The 15,530-nt window shown below is 60.8% G+C and carries 18 protein-coding genes; all 18 read left to right on the plus strand.

Features of this window, described 5'->3' with window-relative positions; all coding sequences use genetic code 11:
- Positions 1–14 precede the first annotated feature (14 nt).
- The gene (locus DXT77_RS07475; protein WP_119427182.1) at positions 15–347 is read left to right on the plus strand and encodes a phage baseplate protein; all 333 of its coding nucleotides are present in this window, start codon (positions 15–17) and stop codon (positions 345–347) included.
- Positions 344–1,339, plus strand: a complete 996-nt coding sequence (locus tag DXT77_RS07480) for a baseplate J/gp47 family protein (RefSeq protein WP_119427183.1) — start codon at positions 344–346, stop codon at positions 1,337–1,339. Before DXT77_RS07475 ends, DXT77_RS07480 begins: the two co-directional genes overlap by 4 nt.
- Positions 1,336–1,971, plus strand: a complete 636-nt coding sequence (locus DXT77_RS07485) for a phage tail protein I (RefSeq protein WP_119427184.1) — start codon at positions 1,336–1,338, stop codon at positions 1,969–1,971. Before DXT77_RS07480 ends, DXT77_RS07485 begins: the two co-directional genes overlap by 4 nt.
- A complete protein-coding gene (locus tag DXT77_RS29885) occupies positions 1,972–5,241 on the plus strand; it encodes a phage tail protein (RefSeq protein WP_178083448.1) in 3,270 nt (1,089 codons plus the stop codon).
- A gap of 9 nt (positions 5,242–5,250) precedes the next feature.
- A complete protein-coding gene (locus DXT77_RS07495) occupies positions 5,251–5,766 on the plus strand; it encodes a DUF4376 domain-containing protein (RefSeq protein ID WP_119427185.1) in 516 nt (171 codons plus the stop codon).
- A gap of 99 nt (positions 5,767–5,865) precedes the next feature.
- Positions 5,866–6,051, plus strand: a complete 186-nt coding sequence (locus DXT77_RS07500; RefSeq protein WP_085612311.1) for a hypothetical protein — start codon at positions 5,866–5,868, stop codon at positions 6,049–6,051.
- A gap of 2 nt (positions 6,052–6,053) precedes the next feature.
- Positions 6,054–7,220 (plus strand): phage tail protein, encoded by a 1,167-nt coding sequence (locus DXT77_RS07505; RefSeq protein WP_119427186.1) that lies wholly within the window; start codon positions 6,054–6,056, stop codon positions 7,218–7,220.
- Positions 7,220–7,726 (plus strand): phage major tail tube protein, encoded by a 507-nt coding sequence (locus tag DXT77_RS07510; RefSeq protein ID WP_085712871.1) that lies wholly within the window; start codon positions 7,220–7,222, stop codon positions 7,724–7,726. The genes DXT77_RS07505 and DXT77_RS07510 overlap by 1 nt, the downstream gene beginning before the upstream one ends.
- A 152-nt stretch (positions 7,727–7,878) precedes the next feature.
- On the plus strand, positions 7,879–8,460 hold the full coding sequence (locus tag DXT77_RS07520; protein WP_119427187.1) for a phage tail assembly protein: 582 nt from the start codon (positions 7,879–7,881) through the stop codon (positions 8,458–8,460).
- A 128-nt stretch (positions 8,461–8,588) separates the two neighbouring features.
- Positions 8,589–10,811 (plus strand): phage tail tape measure protein, encoded by a 2,223-nt coding sequence (locus DXT77_RS07525; protein ID WP_119427188.1) that lies wholly within the window; start codon positions 8,589–8,591, stop codon positions 10,809–10,811.
- Positions 10,808–11,191 (plus strand): phage tail protein, encoded by a 384-nt coding sequence (locus DXT77_RS07530; RefSeq protein WP_119427189.1) that lies wholly within the window; start codon positions 10,808–10,810, stop codon positions 11,189–11,191. Before DXT77_RS07525 ends, DXT77_RS07530 begins: the two co-directional genes overlap by 4 nt.
- Entirely contained in the window at positions 11,184–11,396 is a 213-nt protein-coding gene (locus tag DXT77_RS07535) for a tail protein X (RefSeq protein ID WP_119427190.1), read from the plus strand. The genes DXT77_RS07530 and DXT77_RS07535 overlap by 8 nt, the downstream gene beginning before the upstream one ends.
- Before the next feature lie 9 nt (positions 11,397–11,405).
- Positions 11,406–12,434, plus strand: a complete 1,029-nt coding sequence (locus DXT77_RS07540) for a phage late control D family protein (protein ID WP_119427191.1) — start codon at positions 11,406–11,408, stop codon at positions 12,432–12,434.
- 61 nt (positions 12,435–12,495) lie between these two features.
- On the plus strand, positions 12,496–13,080 hold the full coding sequence (locus DXT77_RS07545) for a hypothetical protein (RefSeq protein WP_119427192.1): 585 nt from the start codon (positions 12,496–12,498) through the stop codon (positions 13,078–13,080).
- Entirely contained in the window at positions 13,077–13,256 is a 180-nt protein-coding gene (locus DXT77_RS07550; protein WP_007954893.1) for a DUF2635 domain-containing protein, read from the plus strand. The genes DXT77_RS07545 and DXT77_RS07550 overlap by 4 nt, the downstream gene beginning before the upstream one ends.
- Complete coding sequence (locus tag DXT77_RS07555; RefSeq protein WP_119427193.1) at positions 13,256–14,752, plus strand: phage tail sheath subtilisin-like domain-containing protein; 1,497 nt, start codon at positions 13,256–13,258, stop codon at positions 14,750–14,752. The genes DXT77_RS07550 and DXT77_RS07555 overlap by 1 nt, the downstream gene beginning before the upstream one ends.
- Before the next feature lie 67 nt (positions 14,753–14,819).
- Entirely contained in the window at positions 14,820–15,167 is a 348-nt protein-coding gene (locus tag DXT77_RS07560; RefSeq protein WP_007908779.1) for a phage tail tube protein, read from the plus strand.
- Positions 15,164–15,460, plus strand: a complete 297-nt coding sequence (locus DXT77_RS07565) for a phage tail assembly protein (RefSeq protein WP_003222226.1) — start codon at positions 15,164–15,166, stop codon at positions 15,458–15,460. Before DXT77_RS07560 ends, DXT77_RS07565 begins: the two co-directional genes overlap by 4 nt.
- The last annotated feature ends 70 nt before the right edge of the window (positions 15,461–15,530 follow it).

Genomic DNA, 15,530 nt, shown 5'->3' on the forward strand with positions numbered 1-15,530 from the left:
ATCAAGAGCCTCCCATGATCGGAATCGATAGAGACAGCGGGGCCACCGTCGACGACTGGCTGCAATTCGTGCAGCGCGCGACACGAGCCCTGACCACGCCGCTGGGCACCCGGCAAAAAAGGCCCCTTTATGGTTCGTTGATCCCCACGCTGCTGGGGCAGAACCTCGGCGATGACGTACTGCTTCTGGCCCAGAGTCACGCTGCGCAGGCGTTCTACAACCCGCAGAACGGCATCGGCGATTTCCAGCCCGGCGTGATCGTCGCCACCCGACAGGGCTCCGGCCTGCTGTTGCGTTTCGCCGGTACCTGGAAAAACCGCCAACAGACTTTCGAGGTCGTGACATGAGCATGTTGATCCCTGGCCAGAACCAGCTGGCCGAACCTTCGCTGATCAAGGTCGAGGCCTTCGAGGATTTGCTCGCCGAGTTCAAGACCTTCGTCCTCGAGTACGTCGGTACCCGTTCGCCGCAGAGTGCTTCGAAACTCAAGACCAGCCTGGAAAACGAGAGCGAATTGCTGACGATGGCGCTCGAAGCGTTTTGCGTTCGCCTGCAAAGCCACGAACGCAAATACAACGCCCGGATCAAGCAGATGCTGGCGTGGTGGGCCACCGGCAGCAACCTCGATGCGCGGCTGGCGGACATGGGCCTGGTGCGACAGCTGCTCGATCCGGGCGACCCGGCGGCATTCCCGCCGGTGCCGGCAATTTACGAAAGCGACGATGATGCCCGGTTGCGCTATTACCTGGCGCCCCATGCGCCGGCGGCGGGTTCGCGGATGCAGTACCGCCGCGAAGTCTTCACCCTCGGTGAACGGCCGGTGGTGAAAGTCGAATCCACCGATGCCGGCGTCGTCGACGTCACCTACACCTTCGCCCCGGACGGCCTCGCCGCACAGGTCAAGGATGGCAATGGCCGTCGCACAGCCCCCGGAGAAGTGCAGGTGACTGTGCTGTCCCGCGACGCCGACGGCACACCGTCCGCCGCATTGCTCGACGGCGTGCGCCAACACTTCGCCCGGCCCGATGTCTGCCCGGAAACCGACAAGGTCACGGTCAAGGGCGCCGATATTCAGCGCTACAGGATCCGCGTGGTGGCGAAGATCAATTCCGGCCCGGATTCGGGCCTGACCAAAGTCGCTGCCGAGCAGCATTTGCAGGCCTACGCCGACAGTTGCCATCGTCTGGAAGGCCGGGTCGACCCGAGCTGGATCGACTACACGCTGCACAGCGCCGGTGCCGTTCAGTTGCAGATTCTTGAACCGCTGACACCCATCGTGTGCTCCGCGTTTCAAGCACCGTACTGCACGGCGGTCGAGGTCGAGGTGCAGACGCTATGACGGACCAGACACCGCGTCCGACCCTGCTGCCGGCCAACAGCTCGGCGCTGGAACGGGCACTCGATATCGGTTTCGGCACCTTGCTTGACCGCATCGTGCCGCCGTTTCCCGAACTGATGAATCCAAGCGCTACGCCAGTCGCGTTCCTGCCGTATCTCGCAGCGGATCGCGGCGTGGCCGAATGGAGCACCGACGCACCGGAGGCGGAAAAGCGCCTGACTGTCGAACTGGCGTGGCCCACCGCGCGCCAGGCCGGCACTCGCAAGGCGCTGGAGAACGCCGCCAAGGGTTTGCAACTGAGGCCTGAAGTCCGGGCCTGGTACGAACAGACTCCGCCCGGCGAACCCTACAGTTTTTCGGTGCGGGCCTTCAGCGAACAACCCTACAGCGAAGAAATCGACGCCCGTCTCGACCGACGCCTGGCCGATGCCAAGAGCGAACGGGACGTGCTGTCGGTGTCGGTCGGCCTCAGCGCCTTCGGCTCTCATGTGATCGGCGCCGCGACCTTCTGCGGCGAACTGACCACGGTCTATCCGGTGTTCCTCGAAGGCCTCGAAACCTCCGGTGAAGCCTTCATGGCGGCCGGTCTCTACACCGTCGAAACATCCACTATTTATCCTCAGGGGGCCTGAATGGCTGACTATTACACCCTGCTCACCAACGCAGGGATTGCCTACGAAACGGCGTGCAAGGCCGCGGGCGTGCCGATCAAGCTGACGCAGATTTCCGTCGGCGATGGTGGCGGCGCGGTCTACAACCCGGCCGCGACAGCTACTGCGCTGAAGCGCGAAGTCTGGCGCGGACCGCTCAACGCGCTGTTCCAGGACGAGAAGAATCCGAGCTGGCTGCTCGCCGAAGTGACCATTCCGCCGGACGTCGGCGGCTGGTATGTGCGCGAAGCCGGGCTGTGGACCGACACTGGGATTCTCTATGCCATCGTCAAATACCCGGAGTCGTTCAAACCGGTGCTGGCCACCTCCGGCTCGGGCAAAGAGTTCTACATCCGCTCGATTTTCGAGACCAGCAATGCCTCGCTGGTGACGCTGCTGATCGACGACACCGTGGTCAAGGCCACTCGTGCGTGGGTCATGAGCTACCTCGCCGAAGAACTCGGCAAACTCGATGGCAAGCAATCGGTGCGTGTCGCCGCCACCGCCAATGTGGTGTTGAACGGTGCGCAGCAGATCGACGGTGTGGCGGTGATTGCCGGCGACCGCGTATTGCTGCCGAACCAGACCCTGGCCAAGGACAACGGCCTGTGGATCGTCGCCAACGGTGACTGGGTTCGAGCCAACGATGCCAACGTCAGCGCCAAGGTCACTCCGGGCCTGACGGTGATGGTGGAAGAGGGCACGCTCAACGGCGATTCGCTGTGGCACCTGACCACCAACGCGCCGATCACCCTCGGCACCACTGCGCTGACATTCAAGATGCTCGCGGGGCGCACCGGGATTGCTGCCGGTACCTACAAAAGTCTGAGCGTCGACGAATATGGCCGCGCGACGGCCGGCTCGAATCCAGACACGCTGGCCGGTTTCGGCATCAAGGACTCCTACACCAAGGCTGAAGTCGAAGCGCTGATTGCCAAGGCCTCGGCGTTGCCGGTGGGATCGATTGTGGCGTTCCCGGTTGATACACCGCCGCCGGGTTTTCTGGAGCTGGACAACAGCGTCAGGAGCAGCGCGACTTACCCGGACTTGAGCGCCTATCTGGGCGGCAAGTTCAACAAGGGCGATGAGGGTGTCGGGAATTTCCGGTTGCCTGAGGCGCGTGGGGAGTTCTTGCGCGGTTGGGATCATGGGCGTGGCATCGATGGCAGCCGGGCAGTCGGCAGCTCTCAGAGCGACACGCTGCAGAACCTCTACGGCATCTTTGATGGCTATCTCGATATCACCACCGCAAATGGTGTTTTCGGCTTAGGCAACATGAGCAAGTCCTTAACGCAGACTACCCAGAAAGACGCTTATCACAGTGTGATCTTTGATGCTTCAAAGGTAGCTCGTACTTCTACGGAAACCCGCCCTCGCAACATCGCCGTCATGTGGTGCATCAAAGCCTGGAACGCACCGGTCAATCAGGGAAACATTGATGTAGCAGCACTGGTCAAGGAAGTCTCGCGGTTGGGATCTGCCGTTCCGGTGGGCGCTGTCATGGCGTTCCCGACGGGGATTGTGCCGCCCGGTTTTCTTGAGCTGGATGGCAGTGTGCAGAGCACTGCGACTTATCCGGATCTGGCGGCGTATCTCGGTACGAAATTCAACAAGGGCGACGAGGGGACCGGGAATTTCCGGTTGCCGGAGTCTCGTGGCGAATTTCTACGCGGCTGGGATCATGGACGCGGTGTGGATGCTGGTCGTGCGATGGGTAGCTATCAGGCTGACGATCTCAAATCTCACAATCACACTTTCTCTGCCCCGACATCCATCGCCGCATCTGGTGGCTCCTCAGGCATCATTCTTTCTGCAACGGGCACGCCTAACTGGTCTACGACGAATACAGGCGGAAGTGAAACTCGTCCCCGTAACCTGGCTGTCATGTGGTGCATAAAGGCCTGGAACGCGCCGATCAATCAGGGAACTATCGACGTAGCCGCGCTGGCGAAGGAAGTCTCGCAGCTGAAGTCTTCTGTTCCTGTAGGTGCTGTTTTGTCGTTTCCAACAGGTGTCGTTCCTGCCGGTTACCTTGAGCTGGATGGCAGTGTGCAGAGCATTGCGACCTATCCGGATCTGGCTGTTTATCTCGGCACCACCTTTAACAAAGGAAATGAGGGGGCGGGGAATTTCCGATTGCCAGAGTCACGTGGGGAATTCCTGCGAGGCTGGGATCATGGTCGGAACATTGACACCGGGCGAGGTGTTGGCACCTATCAAGAGGATGATTTCAAGTCTCACAATCATCCACCGGGTAATAACCGTCCCGGTTTCATGAGTAACGAGTTCCCCAATATTCAGACATATCACGGTACTTCCTCTTCGGGGTTGCCTGCGTATTCGGGTGAGTCGCTACAAATGGGTAATACGGGTGTCAGAGGCGGAACAGAAACCCGCCCTCGCAACCTGGCGGTGATGTGGTGCATCAAAGCCTGGAACGCACCGGTCAATCAGGGAACGATCGATATCGCCGCACTCGCAGCGGCCATTGAAACCGCCTCCAGCAATGGCCCGCTTGTTGGGAGCATGCGTGGTGACAAGATGCAGATTCCGGTCGCGTCGTCGTCCGGAACGATCAAGGTGGCGGAGGTTGTTGTCGGTAATGCCAATGGCAAGACGCGCACCCTGCGAAACTTCAGCCAGTTGGTTGATCTGGCATCGGCAGCCAAGGGCCTCGGAGCCATGGATGCAGGGGCTGCGCCAGTCAATGGCTATGTGGCCCTCTATGCCTTCTACAACCCGGTAACCGAGGCTCAGGGCGTGATGGCGTGGAACTGCACGTCGGCTGTGGCGCCTGTTATGTACGGTGGATCGGCTCCACCAGCGGGTTACACCTACTCGGCGCTGATCGGGGTGTGGCCAACGAACGCCAGCGGCCAGTTTCCGAATGGTTATCAGGAAAACCGAATGTTCTCCGGTAATAGCAAGGAAGTGTTGTCGACACAGGGCGGCAGGTCCAGCTATACGCCGTTCTCGGTGGCTTCCGCTGTTCCGATGAATGCAAAGCAGTGTCAAGGCTTCATTGGGCTTTCCAACGCCTCGGCTGGTGCCAATACCTATGGAACCTTGGGCGGCGAAAATGGTGTGGGCTCCGTACAGTTCGCTTGCAATCCCTCGGGCGCTGCAAACGGCGGCCCTCAAAGTCCTTTTCCGCTTCTGCCACTGACAAGTCCTCAGACGCTGTATCACACCCTGACGGCGAATGTGGGTATCGCAACCTTTAGCATCAACATCTCGGCATATACATTTTAAGGCTGACCTATGAGCATCTATGTCCAATTTACGGACGAGCACCAGCTTGCCGTGACGGCGGTTTTTGCAGAGCCGCAAGTTGAGGCGTATTGGCCGAACCAGGGCGTCGTTACGGATGACGATGAGCGCTATCTGGCCTATATCGCTTCAAAAACCGGAAATATCCCGGTCTCAAAAGAAGACGTCATCGCTGCCGAGCGATTCCGCCGGGAAGCCTCTGGCGTGTCGGTCGGTGAGCTTCTGATCGAGACAACCCGCGACAGCCAGGCGCTGATCGCAAGCACCGGGCTTTCAGCCATTCTCGATCCCGAATACCGCTGCAATTTCAAAACAGTGAAGGGGTTTGTCGAGATTGGCGCTGCCCAGATCATCGAAATTGCGAAAGCCGTGCGTGCGCACGTGCAAGCCTGCTTTGACCGCGAGCTGACGTTGTTACGCGCAATCGAGGCAGACGAGTACCACGACGAAATGCTGGCCGAAGGCTGGCCGGATTCATCGTCGCCCGATACCGCTGATCTCGAATAAACGCCCCGTACCCCGGGGCGTTTTCTTATCCGCAAAAGAGCTCAACACCCGCCAAGCCCCTCCCTTTGAGGGGCTTTCCCGTTTATGGAGAAACGAAAAATGGCAACCCGCCAAACCTACACCGTGCTCGTTCCATTCCCCACCGGCGGTGGGCACTGGTCGAGCGTCGGCCAGGAACTCGATCTGCTCGATGTCGAGGCCAGTGCGCTGCACAGCGCCGGTCGACTGGAGCTGAAAACATCTACCACCAAGGCCGTGAAGGCCGCTGCCAAGAAGGCTGACTGACTATGGCTGAGGTTCTGAACTTCGAGCACAACGGCATTACCGTCAATGCCACCGAATCTCCCGAGGCCATGGGTGGCCTGGGTGACAACGTCATCGGTCTGGTCGGCACTGCGCCGAAAGCCGATCCGCTGATTCCGCGCAACGCACCGTTTCGCATCAACAGCTTCACCACCCACGCGCTGCTCGATCCGACCGGTGCGGAAGAGGGCACCCTGTACCACGCGGTCTACCAGATCCTCAAAGTGGTCAAGGTGCCGGTGTACGTGGTGATCGTCGAGGCGGGCGCGACCCCGTCCGACACCGTCAACGCAGTGATTGGCGGCGTTGATCCAACCACCGGCCGCAAGCTCGGTCTGGCCGCACTGGGCAGCGTCCCGGAAGACCTGACCATCATCGGCGCGCCGGGCTTCACCGGCACTAAAGCGGTAGCCAGCGAGTTCGCCTCGTTCGGCAAGCGCATCAAGGCCCGTGTGGTGCTGGACGGCAAGGACGCTTCGGTCGCCGACCAGGTGACCTACAGCCAGGAACTGGGCGGCGCCGACCTCGGTTTCGACCGTTGCCTGGTGGTGCACAACATGCCTGCCGTTTACTCGAAAGCGGCGAAGAAAAACGTCTTCCTCGCGCCGTCCAGTCTGGCGATTGCCGCGCTGGCCAAGGTCAAGCAATGGGAAAGCCCGGGCAACCAGGTGACTTACGCCGAAGACGTGTCCCGGGTCGTTGAGTACAACATCCTCGACACTTCCACCGAAGGCGATCTGCTCAACCGCTACGGTGTCAGCTACTACGCCCGCACCGTGCTGGGCGGCTTCTCGCTGCTGGGCAACCGCTCGATCACCGGCAAGTTCATCAGCTACGTCGGTCTGGAAGACGCCATCAGCCGCAAGCTGGTGAAGGCCGGCCAGAAAGCCATGGCCAAGAACCTGACCAAGTCGTTCATGGATCAGGAAGTCAAACGCATCAACGACTGGCTGCAGACCCTGGTCGCCGACGAAACCATTCCCGGCGGCAGTGTGTACCTGCACCCGGAACTCAACAGCGTCGAGAAGTACAAGAACGGCACCTGGTACGTGGTCATCGACTACGGCCGCTACGCGCCGAACGAACACATGGTTTATCAACTCAACGCCCGCGATGAAATCATCGAGCAGTTCCTGGAGGACGTTCTCTAATGTTTACCAACCGTAATCGCCAGGCCATCGCGGCCACCCTGCAGGGCCTGCCGCTGTCGGCGACCGTGGAGGAATTCACTCCGCCGAAGATCGAATTCGACGTGGAAAACATGACCGGCGGCCGCTTCATCGTCGAGGAGATGGCCAAGAGCGCCAAGGCCCTCGGCGCCAAGCTGATCCTGCAGGGCACCGGCCCGGAAATCATGCTTGCACTGGGTGTGAAGCTGGGCGAAGACATCCTGCTGAACGTGCGCGAAGCCGGTCAGGATCAGGACGGCAACACCTGGTTCACCTACCACACCGTGGGCGGCAAGCTGAAGATCCTCGATGAGGGCACGATCAAAATGGGCGAGAAACCCAAGACCACCCTGGAGCTCTCCTGCCGCACCTACACCCGCCTGGAAAACGGCATCCCGGTGATCGACATCGACGTGCGCACCCAGAAGTTCGTACTCAACGGCGTCGACATCCTCGGTGATGCCCGTCGTGCGGTACTGATGCCGTAAGACTCGGCCAGAAAGGCAACAACCCACCCTGTGGGAGCGAGCCTGCTCGCGATGAGGCCATCACATTCAAATTCAATGTTGACTGACCCGCCGCCATCGCCAGCAGGCTGGCTCCCACAGGTTGTACTCAAGAATCACCAAGGAATTCATTCATGTCGTGGATGCCACCCAAGCATGACCTGCTGTCGCCGATCACCGGCGACGACGGCTCGCAGATCGAATCGATCCAGCTCAAGCCCCTGTTCTACGCCGCCCAGAAAGAAGCGCTGGAGCGCGCCGGCGACGATGAGGACGATCAGTTCTTCGAACTGGCGCTGCTGGCCACCGGCTTGTCGGTCAAGGAACTCGACCAGCTCAAGCGCCCGGACTACGTGACCATCGCGCAGTACGTACACGAGATGTCGACCCGTCCGGCGTCGTACTTTCTCGACCAGGTCGAAGACGCGGAAAAATCCGACGATCCTGACCAGGTGCAACTGCTGCAGCCGCTCGCCGTGACCGGCCGCACCGTGACCTCGCTGAGCCTGGAAATGCCGGCGCTGCGGGCCACCAAAGTGATGAAAAAACTGAAAACGGCCAAGGAACGCGCCGAGTTCATCACCGCCCATTGCACCGGCCTGATGATCCCCGATCTGGCTCTGATGAGCGTCCCTGACTGGACGCAATTGCAGGTGCGCATCGACGATTTTTTAAACCAGCCGGCGGCCTTCTTTCAGAACGCGACATCGAAGTAATCCTCGATATCGTGCCACTCATTTACCCGGTAAGTGAGGCGGAAATTCTGGAGTGGGACGCCGAAAAGGCGTTGCGCCGCTACGACATAGCGATCACTCGCCTTGGCGTGAAACAGGAGTAGTGCGGCATGGCACAGAGCAGATATGCGCTCGTGAACGCCGGTGAGAGTGGCAATACGGCGGACGCACTCACGGCCAACCCCGGCAAATCGCTGCAGGATCTGAACCTGGCGCTGTCCCTGGCCAGCGTGGATATTCGCTTGCTCACGCAGGAACAGATCAAGCTGCGGGAACTGCTGGTCAGCCAGCAGTCGTTGTTCAAGGTCGTCACGGCACCGCCAGCCGCCAATAGTGAGCCGAAGTCAAAACTCAAGGCGGAAATCGAGCAGCGCCCACCACCGAAAACACTGCAATCGGCGATGGCCAACGAGACGGCGCTGGTTGAGTTGAATCAGGTGCTGCACCTGAGCAACAAATCACTTCAGGCATTCTCGGAAAAGAACCTGGAAATCGCCAGTGACAAACGGGTTGCCCCCAGCGGGGTTACTGGCGCGGATCTGCTGCAAGTGCAGCTCGCAGGGCTGCGGTCCGGCATCAGTGATGGCCTGCAGGGCGAGCAGAAAACGGAGGCGTTACAGGAATTCTCCCGTGATGCGGCCATCAATGCCTCGGCCTTCAAGATTGACGTCAAGGCGGCTGGCGAAATGTTGTCGGGCTGGCGCACCGCCTTGAAGCTTGATCGGGTGCAGAGCCAGAATCTGGCAGACGCGACCCACTACCTTGGCAACAGTGGCCTGAACGTCAAAGCCGCGGACATCGGCTCCGTCGTTCAAATCGCCGGCGAGGGCGCCAAGGCGGCAGGGATGACACCCGAGCAAGTGGCTGCGCTGGCGGCGGCGTTCCTCAACAGCGGCGCCAGCAAGACAGATGCCGCAGCGGCGCTGAAGAATTTCACGACGGTTCTGGGCAAGGGAGAGTCCGCATCGTCGGCACAGCGTTCGGCCTGGGCCGACATAGGTCTGAACCCGGAGTCGCTCGCGCGTGGATTGAGTGGCGATGCACCCGAAACGATCAAGCTGGTTCTGGAACAACTCAAGAAACAGCCTGAAGAGAAACAGGCTTCGCTGACTAAAACGCTGTTTGGCAACAACGATGCAATCCTCGAGTTGTTGAAGAAACCTGAGGATGTTCAAACGGCGTTCAAGCTGGTTGCTGACAAGTCCCTGTATGCAGACTCGGCGGGAAAAACCGCTGAGGCTTATGGCAATACATCGCAGGGACGCTGGAATGCGCTGGATGCGAGTCTCAACCGGCTGTCCACGGCAGTTGGCAATGCATTGGCCCCGGTGACGGACGGCTTTGCCATCGGGCTCACTGCGGTGGTCAATGGACTGAGCGCAGCCGCCGAAACTTTCCCGTTCGTCACCGCTGCACTGACATTGCTTGGTGTGGCTGCCACGCCGTTCGTGGCGGGCGCTCTGAAAACCGGCGTGTCGGCCGTGCTTGATGCGGTCTCCACGAGACTTCTGCGCCTGGCCGCGGCACGTTTACCGTCTGAAATCGGCGATATGATCACCGGTGTCGATGACAACGGCGGCGGTCGCAAAAAGAAACGATCGGCTCGCAAGTCGGGTCAGGGCAAGCAGGCCAAAACCTCTGCGAAAAGTGCTCGACCCCGCACGCCCGCTGTTCGTCAAAGCCTGGGCAGTCGATTGCGCGGTGCCGCGATGAAGGTCATGCCTTCGATCAAACGTGCGTCTGCCAGGGTCTTGCCTGCAGTGCGGAGCTTCGGAGCCAAGGTCATGCCAGCGGTGCGCAGCTTCGGAGCCAAGGTCATGCCGATGCTGTCCCGGATGAGCCCCTTGGCGGGTAAGGTCGCTGTCCCGTTAATGGTGGCGCACGCCGCTTACACAGGGCTCAAAGGCGTGCGTGAAGGCGATGAAAAAGCGGTTGGAAGCGCAAAAGGTGAGCTGGCGGGGACAGCCATTGGCGCTCTGGTCGGCTCGTTTATTCTTCCAGGTTTCGGTACTGCCATCGGGAGTATCGCGGGTGGATATTTCGGCTCATTGGTGGGAGAAGCACTCGCAGACCCGCCCGCCGACAAACTCGCTGCGCCGGGAGATGTCGCGAAAAACCTGGTCAACGCTCCCACCCAAAGTCAAAACCAGCAAGTCACCTTCTCCCCACTGATCCAGGTCACCTGCCCGGCACCGGATACTGCCGAGCAGATTCGCACGATCATCGGGCAGCAACTGAGCGGGCAGTTCCACGGCCAGTTCCTGCCGCTGTTGACCAACAACCCGCTCGCCACTCGCCGTGACGCAGCCCTGACCGATGGAGTCGCCCGATGAAACAACAAATGGCACTGGGCAGTTTCATCTTCGGACTGTCCCGGGATTTTGCGTACAGCACGCTGTCGCGAAAGTCCGATGGCGGCTGGACCGAGCTGCAGATCCTCAACAGCAAACCCAGATCCCACCAGACAGGACAGAAACCTGAAACCCTGACCATCTCCGGCACCTCAATGTACGCCGTGGCAATGGAACGGCTCGATGAACTGCGTGCGCTGCAAGCGCTGAGAGTGCCACTGCCGTTGATTGACGGCATTGGTCGCAACTGGGGTTTGTGGCGGATCACCAGCATCGACGAAAACCAGAGCGAGGTCATCGATGACGGCACCGCGATGGTGGTCAAGTGGGTGATCGTATTGACGGAGTTCAACAATGCGTAAGGTACGAAGCGTGGCCGGTGATTCGGTGAATCTGCTGCTGTACCGCGAAACCGGTCGCAGCGATGACAGCGCCGAAGAAGCCCTGTGGACACTCAACCCGACACTGGCCGAACACGGTCCGATCCTGTCGGCGGGTGTCTGGGTGACACTCCCGGAACTCGATAGCAAACCGGCGGCGATCAGACCGGTTCTGGCCTGGGATTAAGGAGGCTGCATGGCACAGGGATTTACACCGGCGATTGAAATCTACGGCGCCAACAAGGACTTGCTGAACCAGCGCCTGATCAGTTGGGAACACATCGATGCCGCGGGGATGGAGTCCGATCAATTGACGCTGGTACTCGACCTGGAAGGACTTGAAGGCTTGCCGACCCTGGGCGGGACCATCGGCCTGCGGGTGGGGTATCTGGAGACCGGACTGGTCGAAAAGGGCCAGTTCAAGGTCACTCGACTGACACCGACGCTGTTCCCGCTGCGCCTGACGCTGGTCGCGACAGCCGCGCCTTTCAGCGGCAAGGATGAAACCGGATTCAAGGAACGGCGCACGGCCAGTCATGGCCCCACGACGCTTGGCGGGCTGTTTCGCAAACTGGTCGAGCCGCACGGTTTCTCGCCGCGCGTCGATCCCGAACTGGCGCTGATCAGGATCGCTCATGTCGACCAGTCGAACGAAACCGACATGGGCTTCATCACACGACTGGCGAAGAAGTACGACGCGGTGGCCAAGCCGTTCAACGACCTCTACGTACTGGCGAAACCGGCGCAGCTCAAAAACCTGTCGGGTCAGGTGATACCGGATGTGAGGCTGTCGGTGACCCACAACAATCGGCCGGGCGATCACGCCTTCATCAGCGCCACGCTGGAAGAGACCGCCCGCACCCAGAATCAGGGTTGTAAAGTCTGTTGTTGGGACCCCAATGCCGGCAAACAGGTGGAGGTCAAAACCGGCTCGGCGCCCTACAAGGTCGTTCGTCAGAAACAGGCCAGTGTGGAAGAAGCCAAAGCTATCGGCGAAGCCGAAGTGCGCAAGATGCTGCGCGAGAAATACAAGCTGAAGGTCACCTGTCCGGGCGATCCGCTGCTGGTTGCCGAAGGGCTGTTGGTGCTCGATGACACCTGGCCGGACTTCATGCGCGGTCGCTGGTCGATCGAGAAGGTGACTGCCAGCGGCAAGCCCGAAGAAAGCTATCGCTGCCTGATCGAAGCAAACGGCCGGGATCCCGAGGCAAAAGCCAAGGGCTGATCCCCCGATCTCACCACCACACCCCTCACGGTGGTCACTCCCAAAACCTGGAACGCTCCCCATGAAGATCTCCCCGATCCTCACGCAGCTGCGTGCGCAATGCCCAAGCCTTGCCGGCCATATCGCGACAGGTGTCGACCTGGCGCTGCTGCAAGGCAACCCGAATCTGCCGACCCCGTCGGCCCATGTTTTACCCCTGGCCGATCTGGCCAGCGCCAGTACCGCACAAAACTCCGCCAGCCAGCCGATCCGCGACCGCTTCGAAATCATCCTGGTGCTCGACGCCGCGGACGCCACAAAAGCGCTGGATCTGTTGCACGACCTGCGCGCCGAAATCTGGCGTGCGCTGGTGGGTTTCAAACCCGGTTCCGACTACAGCGCCATCGTTTATGACGGCGGCGAAACGGTCTCGATCAACAGCAGCCGCGCGTTCTACCGGCTGCGCTTTTTTGCCGAGTTCCAGCTGGGCCGCAATCTGCCAAGTCAGCCTGCGGAGAGTTGGCACGAACGCGAACTGGACGGTTTGTCGTCCTTTACCGGGGTCACCGTGCGGGTCGATGCGATCGACCCGGCCGACCCCAACCTGAAACACCCCGGCCCTGACGGGCGCGTGGAAATGACTTTCTCTGGAGACGTAACCCCATGAGCAACCGCATCACTGTAGTGCCGGCCGCCGGCCGTGCCGTGCCGGACCCGGAAGCAGGCGACCTGCTGCCACTGGAAGGCCGTGAAGTGCTGGACAGCGCCTGGTGGCGCCGGCGTCTGGCCGACGGCGATATCACCCTCAAAACCGCAACAGCTAAACAAAAGGGAGCCAAATAATGGCGATCGGATTCAGCAACATTCCTGCGGACATTCGTGTACCGCTGTTCTATGCCGAAATGGACAACTCGGCCGCCAATAGCGCGTCGTCGTCCATGCGCCGGCTGATCGTGGCGCAGGTCAACGACAACATCGCCCCGAGCGAAGTCGGCAAACTGGTGCTGGTTTCCAGCGTGGCACTGGCCAAGAGTATTGGCGGCCAGGGCTCGATGCTGGCGTCGATGTACGAGACTTTCCGCAAGGCCGACCCGATCGGTGAGATCTGGTGCCTGCCGCTGCACAACGCCACCGGCGCCATCGCCAAAGGCGTGCTGACCCTGACCGGCACCGCGACCCAGGCTGGCTTGCTCAACCTGTATGTCGGCGGCGTGCGTGTGCAGGCTACCGTGGTCAACGGCGCCACCGCTGCCCAGGCGGCCACTGCCCTGGCACAGAAAATCAACGCCACCGCCGATCTGCCGGTGAGTGCTGCGGCTGCCGAAGGCGTGGTAACCCTGAACGCCAAATGGACCGGCGAGAGCGGCAACGACATCAGCCTGCAATTCAATCGCCTGGGCAAGAGCAACGGCGAAGAAACCCCGGCCGGCCTGACCACTGCCGTCACTGCCATGACCGGCGGCGTCGGTGTCCCGGATCAAGTGGCGGCCGTTGCCGCACTGGGTGACGAGCCGTTCGAATTCATCGCGCTGCCATGGTCCGACCTGGCCACTCTCAACACCTGGCAAGCGGTGATGGACGACAGCACCGGTCGCTGGTCCTGGGCCAAGCAACTGTTCGGTCACGTCTACAGCGCCAAGCGTGGCACCGTCGGCACTCTGGTGGCAGCCGGTCAGGCGCGCAACGACCAGCACATGACCATTCAGGCGCTGGAGCCGGGCGTTCCGCAACCGGTGTGGGTACAAGCCGCTGCACTGGCTGCACGCACTTCGGTGTTCATCTCCGCCGATGCCAGCCGTCCGACCCAGAGCGGCAGCCTGCCGGGTGTCGATCCGGCTCCGGCCAGCGAGCGCTTCACCCTGACCGAGCGTCAGTCGCTGCTCAACTACGGCATCGCTACCGCGTACTACGAAGGCGGCTACGTGCGCATCCAGCGTTCGATCACCACCTATCAGAAGAACGCCTACGGCCAGGCCGACAACTCGTACCTGGACAGCGAAACCATGCACCAGTCGGCGTTCATCGTGCGTCGTCTGCAAAGCGTGATCACCAGCAAGTACGGTCGCCACAAACTGGCCTCCGACGGCACCCGTTTCGGCGCCGGCCAGCCGATCGTCACCCCGGCGACCATTCGCGGTGAGCTGATTGCCCAGTACGCCAAGCTCGAACTGGAAGGCCACGTGGAGAACGCCGAGCTGTTCGCCGAGCACCTGATCGTCGAGCGTGACGTGCAGGATCCGAGCCGCGTGAACGTGCTGTTCCCGCCGGATTACATCAACGGTTTGCGCGTGTTCGCTTTGCTCAACCAGTTCCGTCTGCAGTACGACGACGTCGCCTGATCGGCCCGTTTGAATCTGTGAATCCAGCCCACCTTGCGTGGGCTTTTTATTTGAAGGGAGTAACACCATGGGTCAACTGATTGCAGGCACCTGCTACGTCAAGGTCGACGGCGCACAACTGACCATCAACGGCGGCTGCGAAGCCCCGCTGATGGCCGTCAAACGCGAAACCGTCGTGCCGGGTTTCTACAAGGAAACCGACATCGCGCCATCGTTCAAGGTGACCGCGCTGCACACCGCCGACTTCCCGCTGAAGAAGCTGATCGAAGGCACCGACATCACCGTCACCTGCGAATTCAGCAACGGCAAAGTCTACGTACTGGCCGGTGCCTACCTGGTCGAAGAACCAGTCTCCAAAGGCGATGACGCCACCATCGAACTGAAATTCGAAGGCATCAAGGGGACCTGGCAATGAGCGGCGCCGTGAAGCTTCAAGTTGCGATCGAAGCTCACGGCGAGCCCCTGACCGAACTCGTCCTGCGCCGTCCGACGGTGCAGGAGGTGCGAGCGATCAAGGCGCTGCCGTACAAGATCGACAAGAGCGAAGAGGTCAGCCTCGACATGGACGTGGCGGCCAAATACATCGCCGTGTGCGCCGGCATTCCGCCGTCGTCGGTCAACCAGTTGGACCTGGCTGACCTCAACGCGCTGAGCTGGGCCGTTGCGAGTTTTTTCATGAGTGCGGCGTCGGAGCCATCACCGACCTGATTTCGGTCGCCTATGACCTGGCCTGGTTCTGGAAGGTTGACCCCGAACAGATGATGGCCAGGCCACTGGA

Source organism: Pseudomonas sp. 91RF (assembly GCF_003576265.1).
GTDB classification, from domain to species: domain Bacteria; phylum Pseudomonadota; class Gammaproteobacteria; order Pseudomonadales; family Pseudomonadaceae; genus Aquipseudomonas; species Aquipseudomonas kribbensis.